The organism is Serratia sp. JSRIV002 (assembly GCF_019968725.1).
GTDB lineage: Bacteria > Pseudomonadota > Gammaproteobacteria > Enterobacterales > Enterobacteriaceae > Chania > Chania fonticola_B.
Window position 1 is genome coordinate 1,490,534 of sequence record NZ_CP074143.1, and the last position, 21,417, is coordinate 1,511,950.

Annotated in this window: 19 protein-coding genes; 9 read left to right on the top strand and 10 right to left on the bottom strand. The window is 55.6% G+C overall.

The window, feature by feature from the left end:
* Nucleotides 1-32: 32 nt before the first annotated feature.
* From KGP26_RS06770 to allD, 3 genes are all read right to left on the bottom strand, one after another.
* Nucleotides 33-1,310: an MFS transporter gene (locus KGP26_RS06770; protein WP_059200049.1), complete on the bottom strand. Its 1,278-nt coding sequence runs from the start codon at nucleotides 1,308-1,310 to the stop codon at nucleotides 33-35.
* Entirely contained in the window at nucleotides 1,307-2,554 is a 1,248-nt protein-coding gene (allC, locus tag KGP26_RS06775; RefSeq protein ID WP_021805429.1) for an allantoate deiminase, read from the bottom strand. The genes KGP26_RS06770 and allC overlap by 4 nt, the downstream gene beginning before the upstream one ends.
* 120 nt (nucleotides 2,555-2,674) lie before the next feature.
* A complete protein-coding gene (gene allD / locus KGP26_RS06780; protein WP_021805428.1) occupies nucleotides 2,675-3,724 on the bottom strand; it encodes an ureidoglycolate dehydrogenase in 1,050 nt (349 codons plus the stop codon).
* A 364-nt stretch (nucleotides 3,725-4,088) separates the two neighbouring features.
* On the opposite strand from allD, the gene KGP26_RS06785 reads away from it, so the two are divergent.
* From KGP26_RS06785 to KGP26_RS06805, 5 genes are all read left to right on the top strand, one after another.
* A complete protein-coding gene (locus KGP26_RS06785) occupies nucleotides 4,089-5,756 on the top strand; it encodes an acyl-CoA synthetase FdrA (RefSeq protein WP_223665181.1) in 1,668 nt (555 codons plus the stop codon).
* A gap of 9 nt (nucleotides 5,757-5,765) precedes the next feature.
* Entirely contained in the window at nucleotides 5,766-7,031 is a 1,266-nt protein-coding gene (locus tag KGP26_RS06790; protein ID WP_223499058.1) for a DUF1116 domain-containing protein, read from the top strand.
* A gap of 43 nt (nucleotides 7,032-7,074) precedes the next feature.
* Complete coding sequence (locus KGP26_RS06795; protein ID WP_223665182.1) at nucleotides 7,075-7,893, top strand: DUF2877 domain-containing protein; 819 nt, start codon at nucleotides 7,075-7,077, stop codon at nucleotides 7,891-7,893.
* A 70-nt stretch (nucleotides 7,894-7,963) separates the two neighbouring features.
* Entirely contained in the window at nucleotides 7,964-8,866 is a 903-nt protein-coding gene (locus tag KGP26_RS06800) for a carbamate kinase (protein ID WP_115158692.1), read from the top strand.
* Between the two features lie 43 nt (nucleotides 8,867-8,909).
* Nucleotides 8,910-10,136, top strand: a complete 1,227-nt coding sequence (locus tag KGP26_RS06805) for an MFS transporter (RefSeq protein WP_059200055.1) — start codon at nucleotides 8,910-8,912, stop codon at nucleotides 10,134-10,136.
* Nucleotides 10,137-10,179: 43 nt separating this feature from the next.
* On the opposite strand, the gene KGP26_RS06810 is transcribed toward KGP26_RS06805, so the two are convergent.
* The 3 genes from KGP26_RS06810 to tesA form a co-directional block, all read right to left on the bottom strand.
* The gene (locus KGP26_RS06810; protein ID WP_021805422.1) at nucleotides 10,180-11,034 is read right to left on the bottom strand and encodes a co-chaperone YbbN; all 855 of its coding nucleotides are present in this window, start codon (nucleotides 11,032-11,034) and stop codon (nucleotides 10,180-10,182) included.
* Nucleotides 11,035-11,119: 85 nt separating this feature from the next.
* The gene (locus KGP26_RS06815; RefSeq protein ID WP_021180073.1) at nucleotides 11,120-11,896 is read right to left on the bottom strand and encodes an SDR family oxidoreductase; all 777 of its coding nucleotides are present in this window, start codon (nucleotides 11,894-11,896) and stop codon (nucleotides 11,120-11,122) included.
* A 25-nt stretch (nucleotides 11,897-11,921) separates the two neighbouring features.
* Nucleotides 11,922-12,560 (bottom strand): multifunctional acyl-CoA thioesterase I/protease I/lysophospholipase L1, encoded by a 639-nt coding sequence (gene tesA, locus KGP26_RS06820; protein WP_051363221.1) that lies wholly within the window; start codon nucleotides 12,558-12,560, stop codon nucleotides 11,922-11,924.
* Here tesA and ybbA point away from each other — a divergent pair.
* Nucleotides 12,531-13,217, top strand: a complete 687-nt coding sequence (gene ybbA / locus KGP26_RS06825; protein ID WP_037375255.1) for a putative ABC transporter ATP-binding protein YbbA — start codon at nucleotides 12,531-12,533, stop codon at nucleotides 13,215-13,217. The genes tesA and ybbA overlap by 30 nt on opposite strands.
* Nucleotides 13,214-15,646: a putative ABC transporter permease subunit YbbP gene (ybbP, locus tag KGP26_RS06830; RefSeq protein WP_223499060.1), complete on the top strand. Its 2,433-nt coding sequence runs from the start codon at nucleotides 13,214-13,216 to the stop codon at nucleotides 15,644-15,646. Before ybbA ends, ybbP begins: the two co-directional genes overlap by 4 nt.
* 58 nt (nucleotides 15,647-15,704) lie before the next feature.
* On the opposite strand, the gene purK is transcribed toward ybbP, so the two are convergent.
* The 4 genes from purK to ppiB form a co-directional block, all read right to left on the bottom strand.
* Nucleotides 15,705-16,772, bottom strand: a complete 1,068-nt coding sequence (purK, locus tag KGP26_RS06835) for a 5-(carboxyamino)imidazole ribonucleotide synthase (protein WP_223665183.1) — start codon at nucleotides 16,770-16,772, stop codon at nucleotides 15,705-15,707.
* On the bottom strand, nucleotides 16,769-17,293 hold the full coding sequence (gene purE, locus KGP26_RS06840; RefSeq protein ID WP_021805417.1) for a 5-(carboxyamino)imidazole ribonucleotide mutase: 525 nt from the start codon (nucleotides 17,291-17,293) through the stop codon (nucleotides 16,769-16,771). Before purE ends, purK begins: the two co-directional genes overlap by 4 nt.
* A gap of 131 nt (nucleotides 17,294-17,424) precedes the next feature.
* Nucleotides 17,425-18,147, bottom strand: coding sequence for a UDP-2,3-diacylglucosamine diphosphatase (gene lpxH / locus KGP26_RS06845; RefSeq protein ID WP_115158697.1), 723 nt, complete (start codon nucleotides 18,145-18,147; stop codon nucleotides 17,425-17,427).
* A gap of 10 nt (nucleotides 18,148-18,157) precedes the next feature.
* Nucleotides 18,158-18,652 carry a peptidylprolyl isomerase B gene (ppiB, locus tag KGP26_RS06850; RefSeq protein WP_021180066.1) on the bottom strand — a complete coding sequence of 165 codons (495 nt, stop codon included), beginning with the start codon at nucleotides 18,650-18,652 and terminating at the stop codon, nucleotides 18,158-18,160.
* 286 nt (nucleotides 18,653-18,938) lie between these two features.
* Between ppiB and cysS the strand changes: the two genes are divergently transcribed.
* Nucleotides 18,939-20,324, top strand: a complete 1,386-nt coding sequence (cysS, locus tag KGP26_RS06855; RefSeq protein ID WP_094981162.1) for a cysteine--tRNA ligase — start codon at nucleotides 18,939-18,941, stop codon at nucleotides 20,322-20,324.
* Nucleotides 20,325-20,624: 300 nt separating this feature from the next.
* Nucleotides 20,625-21,350: an ankyrin repeat domain-containing protein gene (locus KGP26_RS06860; RefSeq protein WP_209528421.1), complete on the top strand. Its 726-nt coding sequence runs from the start codon at nucleotides 20,625-20,627 to the stop codon at nucleotides 21,348-21,350.
* The last annotated feature ends 67 nt before the right edge of the window (nucleotides 21,351-21,417 follow it).

Sequence of the window (21,417 nt, forward strand, 5' to 3'; positions counted from 1 at the left end):
GATTAGTCAGGGCCGCAGCCCTACAACAAAAATTATGCTTGTGCCGCCGTTTGGCGATTGTTTTTCTGTTTCATCAATACGTTGACAGTAAAGAAGATCACGGTGCCGATCAGCAGGATGGCGGCCGAGATATAGAAGCCCATCACCTTGGAGCCGGTGCTGTCGGAGATCACCCCGGTGAGGAATGGAGCAATCACCGAAGAGGACATGCCGAAAAAGTTAAACACGCCAAAGCTGGTGCCGTAGCCTTTCTTCGGAGCGTTATCTGCCACGAAGGAGATCATGATCGGATCCACCGCCAGCTTGCCGAGCAGGCCGTAAAGGATCAGGCTGACCAGCAGGGTAGTGGAGTCCGGTGAGATCACGGTGCAGACCAGCGTCACGGCGGCACAGATTTGCAAGAAGATGATCAACTGCACTTTCTTGGCGCGGAAACGGTCAGACATACGGCTGAAGAACAGCGCCCCGGGCACGGAGGCAAAGGCCACCAGTGCGGCAGAGAAGCCGATGGCCACGCCTTCGAACCCCCGTTCCTGTTGCAGGAAGGAAGGTAGCCAGGTCACGATCATGTAGTAGCCATAGCAGGTGGCGAAATACATCACGTAGGCGGAAATCATCCGCAGGCTGAACAACCCGCTGGCTTCTTCGGTCTCTTCCACTGGCGTGGCCGCAGAGGCCGCCGGGCTGGCGGCCAGAGAAGCGGTGTAGGAGCCCCCCTTGATCACCAGGAAGAACACTACCGTCATTACCACCAGCAGGCCGGTGATGATAAACAGCATGATTTGCCAGTCCATCCCCATGCTTTTCACCAGCAGGCTGGAGGCGATCAGGCCAATGGCCATCCCCAGCGCAGAACCGCTGTTGATAATGGCGGTGGCTAAACCACGGCGTTCCAACGGAATGTTTTCTGATGACAGCGAGTAAGCCGAGCCATAGTAAGAGCCACAGCCCATGCCGGCCAGCAGGCTACCGGCGTAGATCATAGTCAGGCTGGTGGCGTTGCCGATCAGCAAGGTGGCGATGATGAACAGGCAAAAGCCTGGGATCAGCACCACCTTTTTGCCGAACTTATCCACCAGGATCCCGGCCGGGATCTGCATCCCGGTATAGGCAAAGAAGTAGAAGCTGGCGATCAGGCCCATCTCGGCGTTGGAATGCGAGCCGATGGTCGCCTGGATCTCAGGGAAGATCGGTGTCAGCACCGTGCGGTAAATCCAGATCACCGCCCAGCCCAGGCACAGGACCACCACGATTTTTTTCCAGTACAGCGGATCAAACCCGGTGTTGGAGGCGGTTTTGCTGTTGCTCATAGGCGGGCTCCCTGCTCGGTATAGGCCAGTTGATATAAGGTATGCGCCAGAATTTTCACCCCTTCGGCCAGATCGGACAGTTCGGTTTTTTCCGCCGGGTTATGGCTGATACCGGCAATGCTTGGCACAAACATCATCACCGTCGGCACGTGTGGGGCAAAAATCTGTGAGTCGTGACCTGCACCGCTGTGGATCATGCGGTAGTTCATCTTATGGCTTTCACACAGATGGCTGACGCAGGCCAGCAGCTGTTTGTCCATTGGGATCGGCGTTTCATCCATCCACAGGTCGATCTCGACCTCAATGCCCATTTCGGCACAGATGCGCTGAATATCGGCTTCGATTTCTTGGGTAAAACGCAGCAGCGTCGCTTTGTCGGTGTGGCGGCAATCCAGGGTGAAATGAGTGAAACCAGGCACGACGTTGACGGTGTTAGGCTTGGGCTCGACCTTGCCAAAGGTCAGCACCAGCGGGTCGCCTTCCGCTTTGGCCTTGGCGATGGATTCGCAGCAGATCCGGCTGAAGGCATAAACGGTGTCCTTACGGTAGCCCATCGGCGTGGTGCCCGCGTGGTTGGCCTCGCCCTTGAGTTTGATATCGTAGCGGCGCTGGCCGACGATACTGGTGACCACACCAATGGTTTTTCCTTCGGTCTCCAACACTTTGCCCTGCTCGATATGCAGTTCAACGAAGGCGGCGATATCTTTGCGCAGCGGCTGGTCTTGCGGGCGGAAGTCAAAGCCTGCGCTATGCATGGCGTCAACGAAATTCACGCCTTTGGCATCACAGATGCTTTTGACTTCTTCCGGGCGAGCGGAGCCGATAATGTTTTTACTGCCCCAGAAAACGTAAGGGAAACGGCTGCCTTCCTCCTCGGCCAGCGAGATGACTTCCAGCGTGCGCAACGGCGCGCCGTAGGTCTCTTTCAGATGTTTGATCGCCAGATAGGCGGCTTCGATGCCAAACTGACCATCAAGGTTGCCGCCGTTGACGACCGTATCGATATGCGAGCCAGAAAGGATCACCTGATCGGGATATTTGCTGCCCTGCAGGCGGCCGGATAAATTGCCGACGGCATCAAAAGAGGTTGTCAGACCGGCGGTTTCAAAAGCCTGCTTCAGCGCCCGTTGGGCTTCCACCCACTCAGGGGTATACAGCAAGCGCGTCATGCCACCGCTGGGATCTGCCCCGATCTTGGATAACCAGCCAGAAGTTTCACTAATTTCTTGTTGGAAATTCTTCATATTTATCTGCCTGCTTGTAACGTCCCTGAGACATGCGCCAATTCAGCTTTGTCGTGAGGGTTGATAAGGAAAATGGCGGTGAAAATAGCTTTTCTCCGCCTGATTTAATTAATCTGACGATTAACTGGCAAACGGATCTTTATGGTCGTAGGAACGCTGGTAAATATCGTCAGAAATCAGATATTGATAAATGTCGTCAACAATATCGATGCCATTCTTTTCATTTTCTATTTCACGCATATGGCTACCCTGGCCAGGATAGAGCACTTGTTTCACGCCAGGTGCCGGTTTGATTTCGTTCAGTTCTCTCATTACCTGGCTGATATGTTTGCGGAAGGTCACTTCATTGGTGAAATAGCTTGGGTTGAGTACGATATGCAGCTGGCCCAACTCCCGGCCTGCGCTTAAATCGTGATACATCGAGCTGACGTGTTTACCGAACGGCAGGCCAAGCAACACGCCGGATAGAATATCGACCATCATCATCAGGCCGTAACCTTTTGGCCCGGCGATAGGCAACAGCCCGCTGACGGCGAAAGGATCGGTGGTGTTATTGCCTTCGCTATCTACCGCCCAGGTATCCGGGATTGGCACGTTGCGTGAGCGGGCGTCCAGCACCTTGCCCCAGGCCTGAACCGTGGTGGCCATATCGAAGGTCATGATGTCGTCGCCTTCGGCCGGTGCCGAGAAAGCGATGGGATTGGTGCCGTAATAGACCTCTGCGCCGCCATAAGGGACGACCATCGGATCCGACTGACACACTGAGATGCCAATCATGCCCGCATGGGCGGCCTGTTGCACAAAGTAAGACAGCGCACCACTGTGGCCGATGCGGCGAACGCCTACCACCGCTACGCCGTTCTCTTTCGCCATTTCGATGGCGCGATCCATACTCAGTTTGGCCGCGACGTGCCCGGCACCGTTGTCGCCATCAAAAACTGCGCTGCAAGGGCCGGTTTTTTCAAAGGTGAAATGCGGGTTGTTATTGGTGCCGCCTTTGCTGATGCGTTCAGAATAATATTCTACCCTCACCGCGCCGTGGGAATGGATCCCGCGCGCATCCGCATGGACCAAAACGTCCGCGACAATCCCGGCGTGTTCCTGGCTTAGGCCTGCAGAATGAATTTTATTTTGAATCAGTTGATGCAGTTGCTGCTTAGAGACTTTCATAGACAGTCCTTTCATTACTACGGTTTATTTAAACTATCTCTAACGCCTACTGTATAAACCTGGGGCTGTAATAATGTGATCCAGACGGCTATTATTTTATTGGCTTAAATTTTCGTTGAATGGCATTACCATTGTTAGATTATTTTTAACAAAGCGCCGTCTTTCTGACGATTGAATTCAATTAATCCCCGCCGGACTTGATGATTTTTTCTAACAATGGGCAAAGTGTGATGAGACTCACCTTCGTCAACGGGTTTTATTTGTAGCTTGGCCAATAAGAATATGGGGTTTGAAATAACTAGGTGACTAAAAATATCTGAGAACGCCCATTGCGAAGTTCACATGCTGTTTTAAGGATATCACTATGATCCATGCTTTTATAAAAAAAGGGAGCTTTCAGGATTCCGTCAGCCTGATGCTAATTTCCCGTAAGCTCAGTGAATCACCCAACGTCGAAGAAATATCGGTCATGATGGGGACGCCGGCCAATAAATCCTTACTTGAAGCGACCGGCTTCTGGCATCCGCAATTTAGTGAAGCGACTCCCAATGATATTTGCGTGGCGATCAAGGCGGAATCTGCCGATGACAGCATCACCGCACAAATCGGTGAAGCGTTAGACCTGGCGTTGAAAGCCATCGCCCAGGGGCAGCAGGGGGGTAAACGCCTGCTCAAGGCACGCAGTTGGCGCATGGCGCGGCAGAAGCTGCCGGATGCCAATATGGTGCTGATCTCCATTGCCGGGGAATATGCCGCGCAACTGGCCGATCAGGCACTGGACGATGGCTGCAACGTGATGATGTTTTCCGACAACGTCAGCGTTGAGCAGGAAGTGGCGCTAAAAACCAAGGCGCGTGACAAGGGCCTGATCGTGATGGGGCCAGACTGCGGCACGGCCAATATTGCCGGGGCACCGCTGGCCTTTGCCAACGTCGCTCCTAAAGGCATGATCGGCATCATTGGCGCTTCGGGAACGGGTATCCAGGAGCTGACCTCACAAATTACCCTGGCCGGGCAGGGTGTCTCTCACGCCATTGGCTTGGGTGGGCGTGATTTAACCGCCGAAATCGGTGGCATCAGCGCTATCAGCGCACTGCGTATGTTGGCGGCCGATCCGCAAAGCCAGGTGTTGGCGTTTGTCTCCAAGCCTCCGGCCGAAGCGGTACGCCAACGGGTTATCAATGAGATGAAGACCCTTGGCAAGCCGGTTATCGCGTTGTTCCTTGGTGCCAAGAACGCACTGAAGCAGGAAGATAACATCACCTTTGCCGCGACGTTGGATGAAGCCGCCCGCCTGGCAGCGATGTTGGCAAACGTGCAGCAAATGGCCGCACAGCAACCTGCGGTATGCGGTGGCAAAATCTCCGGTCTGTATGCCGGTGGCACGCTGGCGGCGGAATGCGCCATGTTGCTTGCCGATCGGTTGGGCGTGGAGGCCGACAGCAAGCACCAGCATGGCTCAATGCTCAACGCCGATGGACACCGCATTATCGATATGGGGGACGATTTCTACACCCAGGGTAAACCGCACCCGATGATCGACCCATCTACCCGTAATCAGGAAATCGCTCGCCTTGCTCAGCAGCCGCAGATTGGCGTGTTGCTGCTGGATGTGGTGATTGGCTATGGCGCCCAGGAAGATCCCGCAGATTCTTTGGCTATTGAAGTCAAACGCGTACGCGAACAGCGTGGTACGGCCCATCCGCTGGCAGTTATCGCCACGGTGACAGGCACCGAACAAGATCCCCAGCAGCGTTCCAAACAGATTGCCACGCTCAACGAGGCGGGCATTGCCGTGATGAATTCGCTGCCTGAAGCGGTAGCGCTTGCCTGCCAGTTAATCGCCCCTCCAGCGCAGGGTACTAACGAACCCGCACCCGCCATGCTGGCCGGTGTTTCCGTGATCAATGCAGGCTTGCGTAGCTTTGCCGACGATCTGCAAACCAACGAAATTTCAGTGGTGCATTACCAATGGGCTCCGGTGGCCGGTGGTAATCAACGATTGGCTAACATACTGAAAAATTTAAAGTAAGGGATTGATATGACCGCAACTATTGAACAAGCAAACGCTGCCGTTATCGCCAGGATCCGTGAAGCCCGCCCACATTGGCAGGATGTTGATTTAGCGAAAAACCTGATCCCGCAGTTGGCGCAGGGGAGAAAACTGCTGCATGCCGGGCCGCCGGTCACCTGGGCGGAAATGAGTGGCCCGGTACGCGGTGCCTGCATTGGGGCCTGCCTGTTTGAGCAATGGGCTGACAGCGAGCAACAGGCGCTGGCGCTGCTGGAGAACGGCGAAATTGAGTTTATCCCTTGCCATAACGTCAGTGCCGTTGGCCCGATGGGGGGGATCACCTCGGCGCATATGCCGCTGGTGGTGGTAAAAAACACCGTTCATGGCAACCATGCCTACTGCAACCTGAACGAAGGGATCGGTAAGGTGATGCGCTTTGGTGCCTATGGGCCAGACGTGCAGGCGCGCCTGCGCTGGATGCGTGACTCACTGGCACCGGTACTGAAAGAAGTGCTGGCCACCTTCGATGAGGGGATTGACCTCACCGCCGTCATGGCTCAGGCCATCACCATGGGGGACGAGTTCCACCAGCGTAATATCGCAGCGTCGGCGCTGCTGATGCGTCTGCTGGCCCCGAAAATCAGCCTGCTTGAGCGGGACAACGTTGAACTGGCCAAGGTCATGCAATTCCTCAGCATCACCGATCAGTTCTTCCTCAACCTGGCGATGGCCTATTGCAAGGCGGCCATGGATGCCGGGGCCGAGATTAAACAAGGCACCATCGTGACGGTGATGACCCGTAACGGCAAAAACTTTGGCATCAAGATCAGCGGCATGGGCGACCAATGGTTTACCGCGCCGGTCAATACGCCGGAAGGCCTGTTCTTCTCCGGCTATAGCCAGGCCGACGCCAACCCGGATATTGGCGATAGCGCCATTACCGAGACCTTCGGCATTGGCGGCGCGGCCATGGTCGCTGCACCAGGCGTGACCCGCTTTGTCGGTGCTGCCGGTGGCATGAGTGCCGCGACCGATATCTCCGAAGAGATGGCCGAGATTTACCTGGAACGCAACATGATGCTGCAAATCCCAACCTGGGACTTCCAAGGCGCCTGCTTGGGGCTGGATGCCCGTCGGGTGGTGGAAACCGGTATTACGCCGTTGATCAACACCGGGATTGCCCACCGTGAAGCCGGGGTTGGGCAGATTGGTGCCGGTACCGTGCGTGCTCCATTAGGCTGCTTTGAAAAAGCCATCGAAGCGCTGGCAGAAAAGCTGGGCATCAGCGCGTAACAACCGGTTCGCCCGGAGGTAACTCCGGGCTAGGGAGCAAGTTATGGACATCACCGCGTTAGCCATCAGCCGCTATGCCACGCAAGATTACGGTCCGTTACGCTGCGTGGGGCGTTTCAACAATGCCATCAACTTTCTCTCGCCCAACGATCGGTTACTGACGCTGCACCGTGAAGGACGTGGGCTTAGCCCGATGGGCTGGGAAATTGGCGACGACGACTTCGACGAAATCTTTGATAGCCTGCCTGCAGCCCAGCATTGCCAGCTTTCTGCGACGGGGATTGAGCTTGAGGACATTGCCATCTACCGCCAGGGGAGGTGTTTGGATCTCTGCCTGAAGGTGAGTGGAGAAATTGCGTTGCCGCCATTGGCTGCCGCGCTGGCCGATGTTGACGCCCAGACCGGCCTGTTTGGTCGCTTGGATAGCCTGGTTGAACAGCCGCATTGCCTGGAAATTCGCGAACTACAGCAGCACTTTACCGCCTGGTTGTTGGGGCAGAAAGTAGACTGGAGCCCCGTGCTTGGCAAAGGCCCTGGCTTGACGCCAAGCAATGATGACACGGTGCTGGGCATGTTGCTGGCGGCTCATCTCGATCGCCGCGTGGGTGTCGCAAGGTTGCCGTCCTTTTTTGCCGCCAGCCAACCTTTAAACCAACTGACCACCTTGGTCAGCGTCCACTATTTGCAGTTTGCCGAGCAGGGGATCTTCTCCACCCCGGTACAACTTCTGGCACATGCCTTACTCAGGCCCCAAGAATTACCCGCGGCCATCAACGACATGTTGGCAACCGGCCATTTTTCCGGTGCGGACACGCTATTGGGCGTTTTACTGGGCGTCATGGTTATCAATCGTCTTTATTAATTCATCAGCGCAAAACCATACCAAGTGTCGTTCGGTATGGGCTGTTATTACTTAAAAAATGGATATCCGAATGGAAACGTTAGTTATTGCCTTGGGGGGCAACGCCCTGTTAAAGCGTGGCGCGGTGTTATCTGCAGAGAATCAGTACCAGAGCATTGCGTTAATTGCCGATGCCATTGGCAAGCTGGCCAAGAAATACCGCATCGCCATCGTGCACGGTAACGGCCCGCAGGTAGGGTTGCTGGCGCTGCAAAACCTGGCCTATCGCGATGTTCCTCCTTATCCGCTCGATATTCTGGTGGCGGAAAGCCAGGGCATGATCGGCTATATGCTGGCCCAGCAGCTAGGGGCGTTCCATCCTGCTCAGCCGGTGTCCACGTTGCTGACTCGCGTCTTGGTAGACAGCGAAGATCCGGCGTATCGGGAACCCAGCAAATTTATCGGGCCGGTTTATGAGCCACAGCAGCAAGCCGAGCTGGAACAAAAGTATGGCTGGAGCATGAAGCTGGATGGGAAATACCTGCGCCGGGTGGTGCCTTCCCCTGAACCGAAAAAGATCGTCGATATTGAAGCGATCAATCTGCTGTTGGCGAAAAACCACATCGTGATTTGCAACGGCGGTGGCGGCGTTCCGATGGTGGCCAGCGCACAGGGAATGATCGGTAGCGAAGCGGTGATCGACAAGGATCTGGCCTCTGCGTTATTGGCTGAAGCCCTGGATGCCGATCACCTGGTGATCCTCACCGATGCTGATGCGGTGTATCAGCACTGGGGCACCCCGCAGCAAAAAGCCATCCGTTCGGCCACCCCCCAAGAGCTGGCCCCGATGGCGGTAGCCGATGGTTCGATGGGGCCAAAAATCATGGCGGTCAGCCGCTTTGTCCAGCGTAGCGGCAAGGTGGCACATATCGGTGCTCTGCAAGATATCGAGTCGGTACTGGCAGGCACCGCGGGGACATTAATTACGCCGTAATACTGGGTGGGCCTAGCGGCCCATCAACCAAGGGAAAATGAATATGCAAACTATAAAAACAGAGCGAGTGCCCTATTGGATTAAAACCGTCGTGATCTTCTTCCTCGGCTGGGTGGTTATCTATGCCGGGCGTTCGGTACTTAGCCCCATCATGCCGCAGATCCAAACCGAGTTCGGGCTGTCAAAAAGCCATCTGGGCTTAATCAGCAGCCTGTTCTTTCTGACCTACACTCTTTTACAGGTGCCTGCCGGGCTATTGGGCGACCGCTTGGGCAGAAAACGCATTCTGGTTAGCGGTTTCATGCTGTTTGCGCTGTTTATCGCAGCCGTCAGCATTTCATCCAACTTTCTGATTTTCATCGTGCTGTGGATGCTGACCGGCGCTTCGCAAGGCGTCTATTATGGCCCGCAGTATGCGCTTTCTTCCGAGGCCATCCCCAAGAAATGGATCACCTTGGGCAGTGCGGTGATCGGCAGTGGGATGTCGTTTGGTATCGCGCTGGGGTATTACCTTTCCAGCTTTATGATCGAGCATTTTCATACTTCGTGGAAGATGCCGTTCCTGGCGATGGCGGTTCCGGTATTGATTGTGGCGCTGCTGATGCTGTTTTTCATTCGGGAAAAAGCGCCGCAAAGTGCGGGCGATACCCCAGCCGCTACAGCAACAAAGAGCGAATTCAGTTTCCTGGATCTGTTTAAAAACCGTAACCTGCTGATGGCCTACATCACCATCTTTTGCTCGATCTACGGCTTCTTCGTGATCATTACCTGGCTGCCGTATTATCTGCAAAAAGAACGCGGCATGGATATTGTGCACGCCGCCAGCATCGCCTCCATCGTGCCGTGGATCTCGGTACTGGGGACGCTGATTTGCAGCTATATCTCCGACAAGCTGGGCCGCAGAAAACCGGTGGTACTGTTTATGCTGCCTTTCTCACTGCTGGCGATCTTCGGCATCGTCTATTCCACCAGTGAAGCGGCGTTGATTGGCGTATTGGTGCTGTATGGGTTTATCGGCAAAATCAGCCTCAACCCGGTACTGATCGCACTGGTGGCAGACAACGCACCGCGTGCCGCGCTTAGCACCGCTTTCGGGCTGTATAACTTCTTTGGTATGGCGGCGTCGATCTTTGCACCTTACGTGACCGGCTTTATTGCCGACAGCACGGGGACGCTGAATGCGGGGTTCTACTTTGCCGCGATGATCACGGTGGTGGGTTTTATCGCCATGCTGTTTGTCAAAGAGGGGAAACCGGCGCAGGAGGCTTGATATTTGATACAGGGCGCAACCGTGCGGCTGCGCCCATGTTCGATTAATACAGCAGTGAATACAGCTGGCGGCGGTATTTGGCGGCCAGCGCATCGCCAGTCCCCAGTGCGGCCAGAATATCCATCAAGGTCTTGCGGGCGCTACCGTTAGCCGCCGCCAAATCCTTTTTCAGATGACCCATCAGCAATTCCAGCGCTTCTTCGTTGCGGCCAACCTGATGCAGTTGCAAGGCTAGCTGCACGGCCAGCTCGACGTTTTCCGGCTGTTGCTGAACCTGCTGCTGTAACTGCTGAATTTCTGGCGTATCGGCAGCCTGTTTCATCAGCTCAATCTGCGCGACCAAGCCGAGGTAACGGGTATCGCGATCCTGCAATGGAATGGTCGCCAGCACCGCTTCGGCATCATCCGTCTTGTTCAGGGCGATCTGGGTTTCCGCCAGCGTCAGGCCGATATCGCTGCGCTGATTGCTGAGACTCCAGGCATCTTTCAGCAAAGGCAGAGCTTCTGCTGCACGGTCTTCCTGCAACAGCTCAGTGGCTTCCGCCAGCTTGAGGTCTTCGGCTTTTGGCAGGAAACGCTGCAGGAATTCGCGGATCATCTCTTCCGGCTGCGGCCCTTGGAAGCCATCAACCGGCTGACCATCCTTGAACAGATAGACGGTTGGCAGGGAACGCAGGCCAAATTGGGCGGCGATTGCCTGCTCGGCATCGCAATCCACCTTCGCCAGAACGAACTGACCCGCGTATTCCGCCGCCAGTTTATCCAGTATCGGGGTGAGCTGCAGACAGTGCTGGCTGCGATCCGACCAGAAGTAGAACAGCACCGGCTGGGACATGGACTGTTCCAGAGTCTGGTGCAGGTTAGTTTCGTTAATATCAACAACGGCTTGAGCTAGCATGGTTTCTCTCTAATCTGATCTTGCGGAGCCAATCTACTCTAGATGGGGGCAAAGCGGCGCGCTTCAACCCTTGGCCCCCGTTTGCTTAACCATTACTGCGCAATAACCAGTCCAGTGCACGGCCCGGCAGCAGGCGGCGCAGGATGCTCATGGTATGCGCCAGCAGGGTAACCGGGTAGCGCAGCTTGGCTTTGGGGCTTTCCAGCGCGTGGCGCAGCTTCGGTAACACCGCTTCGGCAGGCAGCGTCAAACGCTTGGCGATGCTCGGGTTGTGCACCGGTTTATCGCTCTGCGCCTGATTGACGTTCTGGGTGAAATGGGTCGTCAGCGGGCCTGGCTCGATCAGGCTGACCTGAATGCCGCTGCCGTGCAGCTCCATACGCAACGCGTCCGACCAGGCTTCCAGCGCAAATTTGCTGGCGGCATAGGCCCCACGCCCGGCGCTGGAGATTAACCCCATCACCGAACTGGTCTGAATAATGCGCCCTTCACCATGCGGCAGCATGGCTGGCAGCAGCAACTGGGTGAGCTGGTGGGTGCCAAACAGGTTGGCGGAGAATTGCCGTTCCAGCTGTTGGCGTGAAACCGAGCTGAGTGGCCCGTAAACGCCGAAACCGGCATTGTTGAACAGTCCGTACAGCCGCCCGTTGGTCAGTTCGATCACCTGTGCGGCGGCGCGTTCTACGCTGGCGCTATCGTCCAGATCCAGCTCAATGCCTTCCAGCCCAAGCTGGCGCATATTTTCCACGTCTTCCGGCTTACGGCAGGCGGCCAGCACGCGATAGCCACGGTTACGCAGATCTTGCGCTGCAATCAATCCTATCCCGCTGGAACAGCCGGTTATCAATACCGCTTTTTGCATAACTTTACCTAGTAGCTAACCCTATTCAGTTAGACTCATGTTTAACTAGTGGTTCCAGCTGTTGCGCCATCCAGGTGGCGATAAACGGCTGGGCATCCTGATTGGGGTGCAAACCGTCATCCTGCATCCATTCCGGTTTGATCACCACCTGTTCCATATAAAACGGCAGCAGCGGGATGTTGAACTGCTTGGCCAACGCAGGATACAGCGCACCGAAGGCCTCGGTGTAGCGGCGGCCATAGTTTGGCGGAATATGAATTTGCATCAGCAGCGGTTTGGCCCCCGCCTGCAAAACCAGCGTGATAATCTGGTTGAGGTCGCGCTCGATATCCGCAGCCGGGAAGCCGCGCAGACCATCGTTGGCCCCCAGCTCGATCAGCACCCAGCGGGGTTGATGTTGTTTCAACAGCTCGGGCAAGCGTGCCAGCCCCTGAGCGGCGGTGTCACCGCTGATACTGGCATTGACCACGGTCGGGTGGCCAGGTTGTTTCTGCCACTCATCGGCCAGGCGAGTGGCCCAAGCTTGCGCTACCGGCAACCGATAGCCAGCACTTAAACTGTCGCCCAAAATCAATAAGGTATCGGCCGCGACAGCACGTAAACTGAATAATCCCAACAGCAAAAGGAAGGGAAGATGCCAGCGGAAAACGTTCTTGAAGTTCATCATCTTAGTAAACACGTTGGTCAGGGTGAGCATCAGCTTACCATCCTTACCGGAGTCGAGCTGGTTGTCAAACCCGCGCAGACAATTGCGCTGATCGGCGAGTCCGGTTCGGGGAAATCGACCTTGTTGGGCATCCTCGCCGGGCTGGACGACGGCAGCGAAGGCGAAGTTAGCCTGCTGGGGGAATCGCTGACCGCGCTGGATGAAGAAGGGCGAGCTGCGCTGCGGGCAAAAAACGTCGGTTTTGTGTTCCAGTCTTTCATGCTGGTCCCCACCTTGAACGCGTTGGAAAACGTACAACTCCCTGCGCTGCTGCGTGGTGAAAGCGATCGTCAAAGCCGGGACCAAGCGGTGCAACTGTTGGAGCAGCTAGGGTTAGGCAAGCGTCTTAATCACCTGCCAGCGCAACTTTCCGGCGGGGAGCAACAGCGTGTGGCGTTGGCACGGGCGTTCAGTGGCCGCCCTCGGGTGCTGTTCGCCGATGAACCCACCGGCAACCTGGATCGCCAGACCGGTGAGCGCATTGCCGATCTGCTGTTCTCCCTCAACCGCGATTTCGCCACCACACTGATCCTGGTCACCCATGACGAGACCCTGGCGGCTCGCTGTCAGCGGCGGCTGCGCTTGCGTGAAGGCAAGCTGTGGGAGGAAGCATGATTTGGCGTTGGTTCTGGCGTGAATGGCGTTCGCCTTCGCTGCTGATCGTCTGGCTGGCGCTGACGCTGTCGGTGGCCTGCGTGTTGGCACTGGGCAGCATCAGCGATCGCATGGACAAAGGCTTGAGCCAGCAAAGCCGCGATTTTATCGCCGGGGATCGGGTATTGCGTACCGCGCGCCCGGTGCCGGAAGGCTGGCTGCTCGATGCCCAGCAACAGGGGCTGAAAGTCAGCCGCCAGCTCTCTTTTACCACCATGACCTACGCAGGGGATCGTCCGCTACTGGCCAACGTCAAGGCTACCGATGCGGCCTATCCGCTGTATGGGCAATTGGAAACCTTGCCAGCCAATCTCAAACCTGTGCCAGGCAGCGTGTTGGTGGCTCCGCGTCTGTTGGCATTATTGGATATCAAGGTCGGCGACAATCTGGAGGTGGGGGATACCACGTTACGCATCGCCGGTGAAATCGTGCAGGAGCCGGACTCCGGTTTCAATCCGTTCCAGACTGCACCTGGCATTATCATCAATCTGGCCGATGTGGATAAAACCGGAGCGGTACAGCCGGGCAGCCGCCTGACCTACCGTTATATGTTTGCCGGTGCGCCAACCGATATTCAACGCTATGAAGAACGTCTCAAACCGCAGCTCAAACCCGATCAGCGCTGGTATGGGTTAGAGGAGTCCGGCAGTGCGTTAGGCAAATCGCTACAGCGTTCCCAACAGTTCCTGCTGCTTTCGGCATTGCTGACCTTGCTGCTGTCGATTGCCGCCGTAGCGGTAGCCATGAGTCACTATTGCCGCAGCCGCTATGACCTGATTGCGGTGCTGAAAACCCTGGGGGCTGGCAGAAAGGCGCTCAGCAAGCTGATTATTGGCCAGTGGTTGGCGGTGTTACTGCTGGCGGGAACCTGCGGCAGCGTGATTGGTCTCGGGTTTGAAGCGGTGTTAATCCGCTTGTTGGCACCGGTGTTGCCGGGGGAACTCCCCGCAGCCGGGGGCTGGCCGTGGCTGTGGGCGATGGGGGCTCTGGTCATGATTTCTCTGCTGGTTGGGTTGCGCCCGTACCGGCAACTGCTGGCGACTCAGCCACTGCGCGTACTGCGCCGGGATGTGGTAGCCAACGTCTGGCCGCTGCGTTACTTCCTGCCAGCTACTGCGGTGATTGTGGTCGGGCTACTGACGGTATTAATGGGGGCAAGTACGCTACTGTGGGCCATTCTGGCCGGTATGGTGGTGCTGGCCTTGCTGCTGGGGGGAATAGGCTGGGGCAGCCTGTTGCTGCTGCGGCGCATCACGCTGAAAAATCTGGCGCTGCGGTTGGCGGTGAATCGTCTGTTGCATCAGCCTTGGGTGACGATCAGCCAGTTAGCGGCGTTCTCGCTGTCGTTTATGTTACTGGCCCTGCTGCTGGTCTTGCGTGGCGATCTGCTCGATCGTTGGCAACAACAGTTACCGCCAGACAGCCCGAACTATTTCCTGTTGAATATGACCACGGCACAGGTTCCACAGGTGAAAGCCTTCTTGCAACAGCATCAGCTGCATGAGGAAACCTTTTATCCCATCGTGCGTGTACGCCTGTCGGAAATTAACCAGCAGGTGGCGACGGAGCGGGTGCATGAAGACGATCCCGGTGGCGAGGCGGTGAACCGTGAACTGAATCTGACCTGGCAACGCGATCTGCCGGACCATAACCCGTTGACGGCAGGCTCCTGGCCGCCGAAAACCGGCGAGGTCTCGATGGATGAAGGGATCGCCGGCAGGCTCAAGATCCAGCTGGGCGATACCTTGACGTTCAGCGGCGATACCCAATCGTTCAGCGCTAAAGTCACCAGCCTGCGGCAGGTGGATTGGGAAAGCCTGAAGCCAAACTTTTACTTTATCTTCCCGCCGGGTGCATTGGACGGCCAGCCACAAACCTGGCTGACCAGCTTCCGCTATGACGGTGACGGCAAGGTGCTGACCCAGCTCAACCGCCAGTTCCCAACCCTGAGCCTGCTGGATATCGGTTCGATCCTCAAGCAGGTCGGCGGCGTGTTGCAGCAGGTGAGCAGGGCGCTGGAGGTGATGGTGGTGCTGGTGGTGATCTGCGGCGGTCTGCTGTTACTGGCACAGGTACAGGTAGGGATGCGGCAACGTAGGCAGGAGCTGGTGGTTTACCGCACGCTAGGCGCAGGTAAACGCCTGTTGCGCGGTACGCTGTGGTGCGAGTTTGCGTTGCTTGGGCTGGTGGCCGGGATCGCGGCGGCGGTGGGGGCAGAAGCGGCGCTTTGGCTGTTGCAGACCAAGGTGTTCGACTTCCCGTGGGCACCTACGCCGGTGCTGTGGTGGGCGTTACCGCTGCTGAGTGCCTTGCTGCTCTCGCTGTGTGGCGGCTGGCTTGGCGTGCGCCTGCTGCGCGGCCGGGCGTTGTTTCGCAGCTACGAAGGGTAAGCGGCGAATAAAAAAGGGTTCAGCGTGGCTGAACCCTTAATTTGCAGTTGTGAACGGATTATCCCAGCTTTTGCTGTGCCCAGGCCAAGCCACTTTGATACTCGGCTGGCAGCAGCGGCGCTAATGCCTGCAACGCCTGTTGCAAAGAGGCCGCATCGGGATCGTTGAGATTCAGATGACCCACCTTACGCCCCTCACGCACCTCTTTCTCATACCAGTGCAAATGCACCAGCGGCAGGGCCAGCCATTGCTGATTAACCGCCGTACCGATCAGATTGACCATCACCGAAGGGGTATTCACCACCGGCTTAGGCAGCGGCAGCCCCAGGATGGCCCGCAAATGCAGTTCAAACTGGCTGATGGAAGCGCCATTTTGCGTCCAGTGGCCACTGTTGTGGACACGCGGAGCCAGTTCGTTGATCAACAGGCTGTCACCGACGATAAAGCACTCCATCGCCATTACACCCACGTAGTTCAACTCATCGAGGATCGCAGCCAACATCTGCTCGGCCTGCTGTTGCAACGCCGGGTTGGGCTGTGGCAGCGCCACGCTGGTACGCAGAATGCCTTCTTCGTGCAGGTTGTGGGTCAGCGGATAGAATACCGACAGGCCATCGTGACCACGGGCACCCACCAACGATACTTCGCCAGAGAAATTAATCCCCTGCTCGACGATGCATTCACCATAGTTATCCGCCGGTAACTCAGCCTCTTGGCCCGGGCGCAAACGCCACTGGCCGCGGCCGTCGTAACCACCCACGCGGCGTTTAACGATCGCCAACTCACCCAAGGTGGCAAACACCTGAGGCCATTCGTCAGCATTTGCCAGCAATTGCCAAGGTGCGGTAGCGAGATGAAGTTGATCGAGCAGTTGCTTCTGCGTCAGGCGATCGGCCAGCCGCGGGAAGATATCGCGGTTGACGAAGTTATTGTGTGTCGCCAGCTCGCGGGTCAGGGCGGTTTCTGGCCAGCGTTCGATCTCTGCGGTGATCACCGCGTTTTGATAGGGCACCGCTTCCGGCTCGGCATCCAAACCGACAGGATAAACCGCAATGCCCAACGGCTCACCGGCCTGGCGCAGCATACGCCCTAACTGGCCGTTACCCAGTACGCAAACCGGCTTCATGCATCCTCCCGTGGGTCTGGATGGTTCAGCACCTCGTCGGTCTGTGCCTGACGCCACTGTGCCAACCGCTGTGCCAGTCCGGCATCGTGCAGCGCCAGGATTTGTGCTGCCAGCAACCCGGCGTTGGCCGCACCGGCTTTGCCGATGGCGAGCGTCCCCACAGGAATGCCGCGTGGCATCTGCACGATGGAATACAGGCTATCGACACCGCTTAACGCAGCGCTTTGCACCGGAACACCCAACACCGGAACCAGCGTTTTGGCCGCCAACATGCCTGGCAGATGCGCAGCACCACCGGCACCGGCGATGATCACGTCAAAACCCATGGCCTTGGCATGTTCGGCAAAGCTGAACAGCTTGTCCGGCGTGCGGTGGGCGGAGACAACTTCGACATGGAACGGGACATTCAGCGTGGTCAGAACTTCGGCCGCGGACTGCATAGTGGCCCAGTCACTTTTTGAACCCATTACGATTGCGATTTTAACCCCAGCGTTGGCGGCTGAAGTAGCGGTGGCTCCCATGAGTGCATGGCTCCTGTGATGTGGACAAACGTCGGCTGGCAGGCCGTATGAGGGCGTAGAGCATATCATGGGTACAGGGAGAGGAAAACGGTTGCGTCGACGGTTTTTACCATCAAAAGCTGGAAAACGGCCTAGAAGGGGAACTCGATAAGTTCCACGGCATCTGCCGTGACTTTAATCATTGAGCCTTGTGTATGCCAGGCTCCCAACACCGCGCGATGGGCTTTACCGTTTGGTAATGCCAGCGGATGGACTGCTGGGCGATGGGTGTGGCCGTGGATCATCCAGTGGACGTTGTGGCGCAACATGGCCTGCTCAACGGCCTGCGGGTTAACGTCCATAATCGCGGTGGATTTGTATTGGTTGCTTTGTTGGCTGCGAGCACGCATTTTAGCGGCGATCTTCAAGCGCCAGCGCAGGGGGAGAGCCAGAAAAGCACGTTGGATCCAGGTGTTATGAACTTTCTTGCGGAATTCTTGATAGGCCTGATCGTCGGTGCACAGGGTATCACCGTGCAGGATCAGGATCTTGCGGCCATACAGCTCGACGACTTGCTCTTCCGGTAGCAGGATCATGCCGCTCTGCCTGGCAAAGCGCTTACCCAACAGGAAATCGCGGTTGCCGTGAATGAAGTAGCAGGGTACTCCGGCCTGGTGCAACGCCTTGAGTGCGGTGGCAATTTCGCGATGCAACGGCTCGGGGTCGTCATCGCCAATCCAGGCTTCAAACAGATCGCCCAAGATATATAACGCATCGGCGTGAACGGCTTCACGCTGCAAAAAACGCAGAAAACCGGCAGTAATTGCCGGTTCCTGTACGCATAGATGCAGGTCTGCGATGAACAGCGTGCTCATGCAGCCGCGATTACTCGCTGACGGTAACGCTGGTGATCACGACATCTTCAACCGGTACATCCTGGTGCATGCCGCTGCGGCCAGTTTTTACCGCTTTGATCTTCTCGACCACGTCCATGCCTTCTGCCACTTCGGCAAATACGCAGTAACCCCAACCCTGGGAGTTTTCAGCACGGAAGTTCAGGAAGTCGTTATCTACCACGTTGATGAAGAACTGGGCGGTGGCAGAGTGTGGATCGTTGGTACGAGCCATTGCCAGGGTGCCACGGGTGTTTTTCAGGCCGTTGTTAGCTTCGTTCTTGATGGTTGCTTTGGTGTCTTTCTGACGCATACCAGGTTCAAAACCACCACCCTGAACCATAAAGCCGTTGATGACACGGTGGAAGATGGTGTTGTTGTAGAAGCCTTCACGGCAGTAGTTCAGGAAGTTTTCAACGGTAACCGGTGCCTTGTCAGCAAAGGTCTTGATAACGATATCGCCGTGATTGGTGTGGAAAGTAACCATAGTTTTAGTCCTAGCAAGATGAAATGAGCTGTCACATAGGAAGGCGTGTGAGCAATCAGACCGACTTTATAACATATCTCAATTAATCAGTCAGCAGTGGCTAGGGTGGCAGTTTCGCGGCAGAAATACACGTGTTGTTATCTTAGTCTGGATCAGGTTAATTCCGATCCCACGCAATTTTCTGCCGATCAATTCAGCAATCCTTGGGCTTGACCTTGCAATAGAACAGCCTTCGGGTTTCAATATGCGGATATGTTTGTTATCACGCACACCACGGACAGCCCTGATGCTAAAGATATTTAATACCCTGAGTCGTCAAAAAGAGGAATTTAAGCCCATTCATGCCGGTAAAGTCGGTATGTACGTGTGCGGGGTAACCATTTATGACCTGTGTCATATCGGCCACGGGCGTACCTTTGTTGCTTTCGACGTGGTAGCGCGCTACCTGCGTTACCTCGGCTATTCGCTGAACTACGTGCGTAACGTGACCGACGTGGACGATAAAATCATCCGTCGTGCGGCAGAAAACGGTGAAACCTGTGATCAACTGACCACGCGTATGCTGGCAGAGATGCACGCCGATTTTGATTCGCTGCTGATCGAACGCCCGGATCAGGAGCCGCGAGCCACCCATCATATCGAAGAAATCATCGAGATCACCCAACGCCTGTTGGCACGCGATCATGCCTATGTGGCCAGCAACGGCGACGTGATGTTCTCCATCGATAGCGATCCACAATATGGCCTGCTTTCCCGTCAGGATCTGGAGCAACTGCAAGCCGGTGCGCGCGTGGAAATCGACGATGTAAAACGCAACCCGATGGACTTCGTGCTGTGGAAGATGTCCAAGCCGGGCGAACCAAGCTGGGAATCACCTTGGGGTCCAGGCCGTCCTGGCTGGCATATTGAATGCTCGGCCATGAACTGCAAACAGCTAGGCACCCATTTTGACATTCACGGCGGTGGTTCCGATCTGATGTTCCCGCACCACGAGAACGAGATTGCTCAATCCAGCTGCGCACACGATGGCCCGTACGTCAACTACTGGATGCATTCCGGGATGGTAATGATCGACAGAGAGAAGATGTCCAAGTCATTGAACAACTTCTTTACCATCCGTGACGTGCTAGGCTACTACGACGCCGAAACCGTGCGTTATTTCCTGATGTCTGGCCATTACCGTAGCCAATTGAACTACAGCGAAGAGAACCTCAAGCAGGCGCGTGCCTCTCTGGAGCGTTTATATACCGCGCTGCGTGGCACCGACGCTGATGCCAAACCTGCTGGTGGTGAAGCCTTTGAAGCGCGTTTCCGTGAAGCCATGGACGACGACTTCAACACCCCGGAAGCCTATTCCGCGTTGTTCGACCTGGCGCGTGAAGTAAACCGTCTGAAGAGCGAAGACATGGCGGCGGCGAATGGGTTGGCGGCAGAGCTGCGTAAACTGGCCAAAGTCTTGGGCCTGCTGCAACAGGAACCAGAACAGTTCCTGCAAGGTGGCGCGCAAGCGGACGACTCGGAAGTGGCAGAGATTGAAGCGTTGATCAAACAGCGTAACGACGCGCGTGCCGCCAAAGACTGGGCGCTGGCAGATGCCGCTCGCGATCGGTTGAACGAGATGAATATCGTGCTGGAAGATGGCCCGCAGGGGACTAGCTGGCGTCGTAAGTAAATAGTAATAACACCAGACCAAGGACCCACTTTTTTACAAGTGGGTCCTTGCCACTAGGATCTCTCCTTTGGTTTACCCATCAAATCTCATTTTCGCCAAGCGGGTGGCTTAAAAACACCCCTGCATAAATCGTTATAGCTAATCAGTTTTTTTGAACTTATTGTGCAAAATTATGCGTTGTGATTATTTTGTGGGAATACTAGTATCTTTAATCTTTATAAGAACGGCACATAACGGATATGTTGGATGAGCTATTGTTTAGGAATGCGCTCAAATTAAGTATATTACATGGAGTTAATTATGAACTTAAAAAATATTATATTTACAGCCGCCTTTTTTACATTTTTACCCCTTGGCTTACATGCTCAGGAAAATAAATCTGCAGTTGATTTATCAAAATTTAGATTTAGCTATGAAGAGATGCATGAAATCGCCAATGATAAATTGCTGTCACATCGTATCTTTTATGAGAAACCGTCAGAAGGCCCTGATGCAGCCTGGTTCGATGCAGTTAAACAGGGAAATTTGTCAGAGGTAAAAAGAATGGTGGCGGCCGGGCAGAATCTGGAAGCGAAGGATGAGGCCTCTCTGGGACAGACCGCTTTAGGATGGGCTGCCTTTATTGGTTATTTGGATATGGTTAAGTATCTTACCGAACAGGGTGCTGATATTCGAGCAACGGATAGGGCCGATGTTTATCATTCGGTCAAATCAGCCGTCATGGGGAAAAACGCGGAGGTTGTAAAATATCTTCATGAGCGCTTAAAGGGGGATGTCGACTGGGATGCTGTCGAGCAAGATGGTGAAACTTTATTTATGGTCGCCGCAGTGGATGGAAGACTTGAGGTGGTAAAATACATTCTGCAGTTTAACCCGGATATAAATGTGGTGGCGAAGAACGAAAATCCAAAAATTGACGCCAGTCCTCTCAGTGGTGCCTGTGAAAATGGGTTTACTGATGTTGCTAATCTGTTGATATCCAAAGGTGCCATCAATCATAAAACCGGTAAATCCAGCTGTGAGTAAGGATTATAGGTAATAGATTTCCAACTGCGGCCAATCTCGCCGCAGTTGGAAAATACCTCTCCTTGGC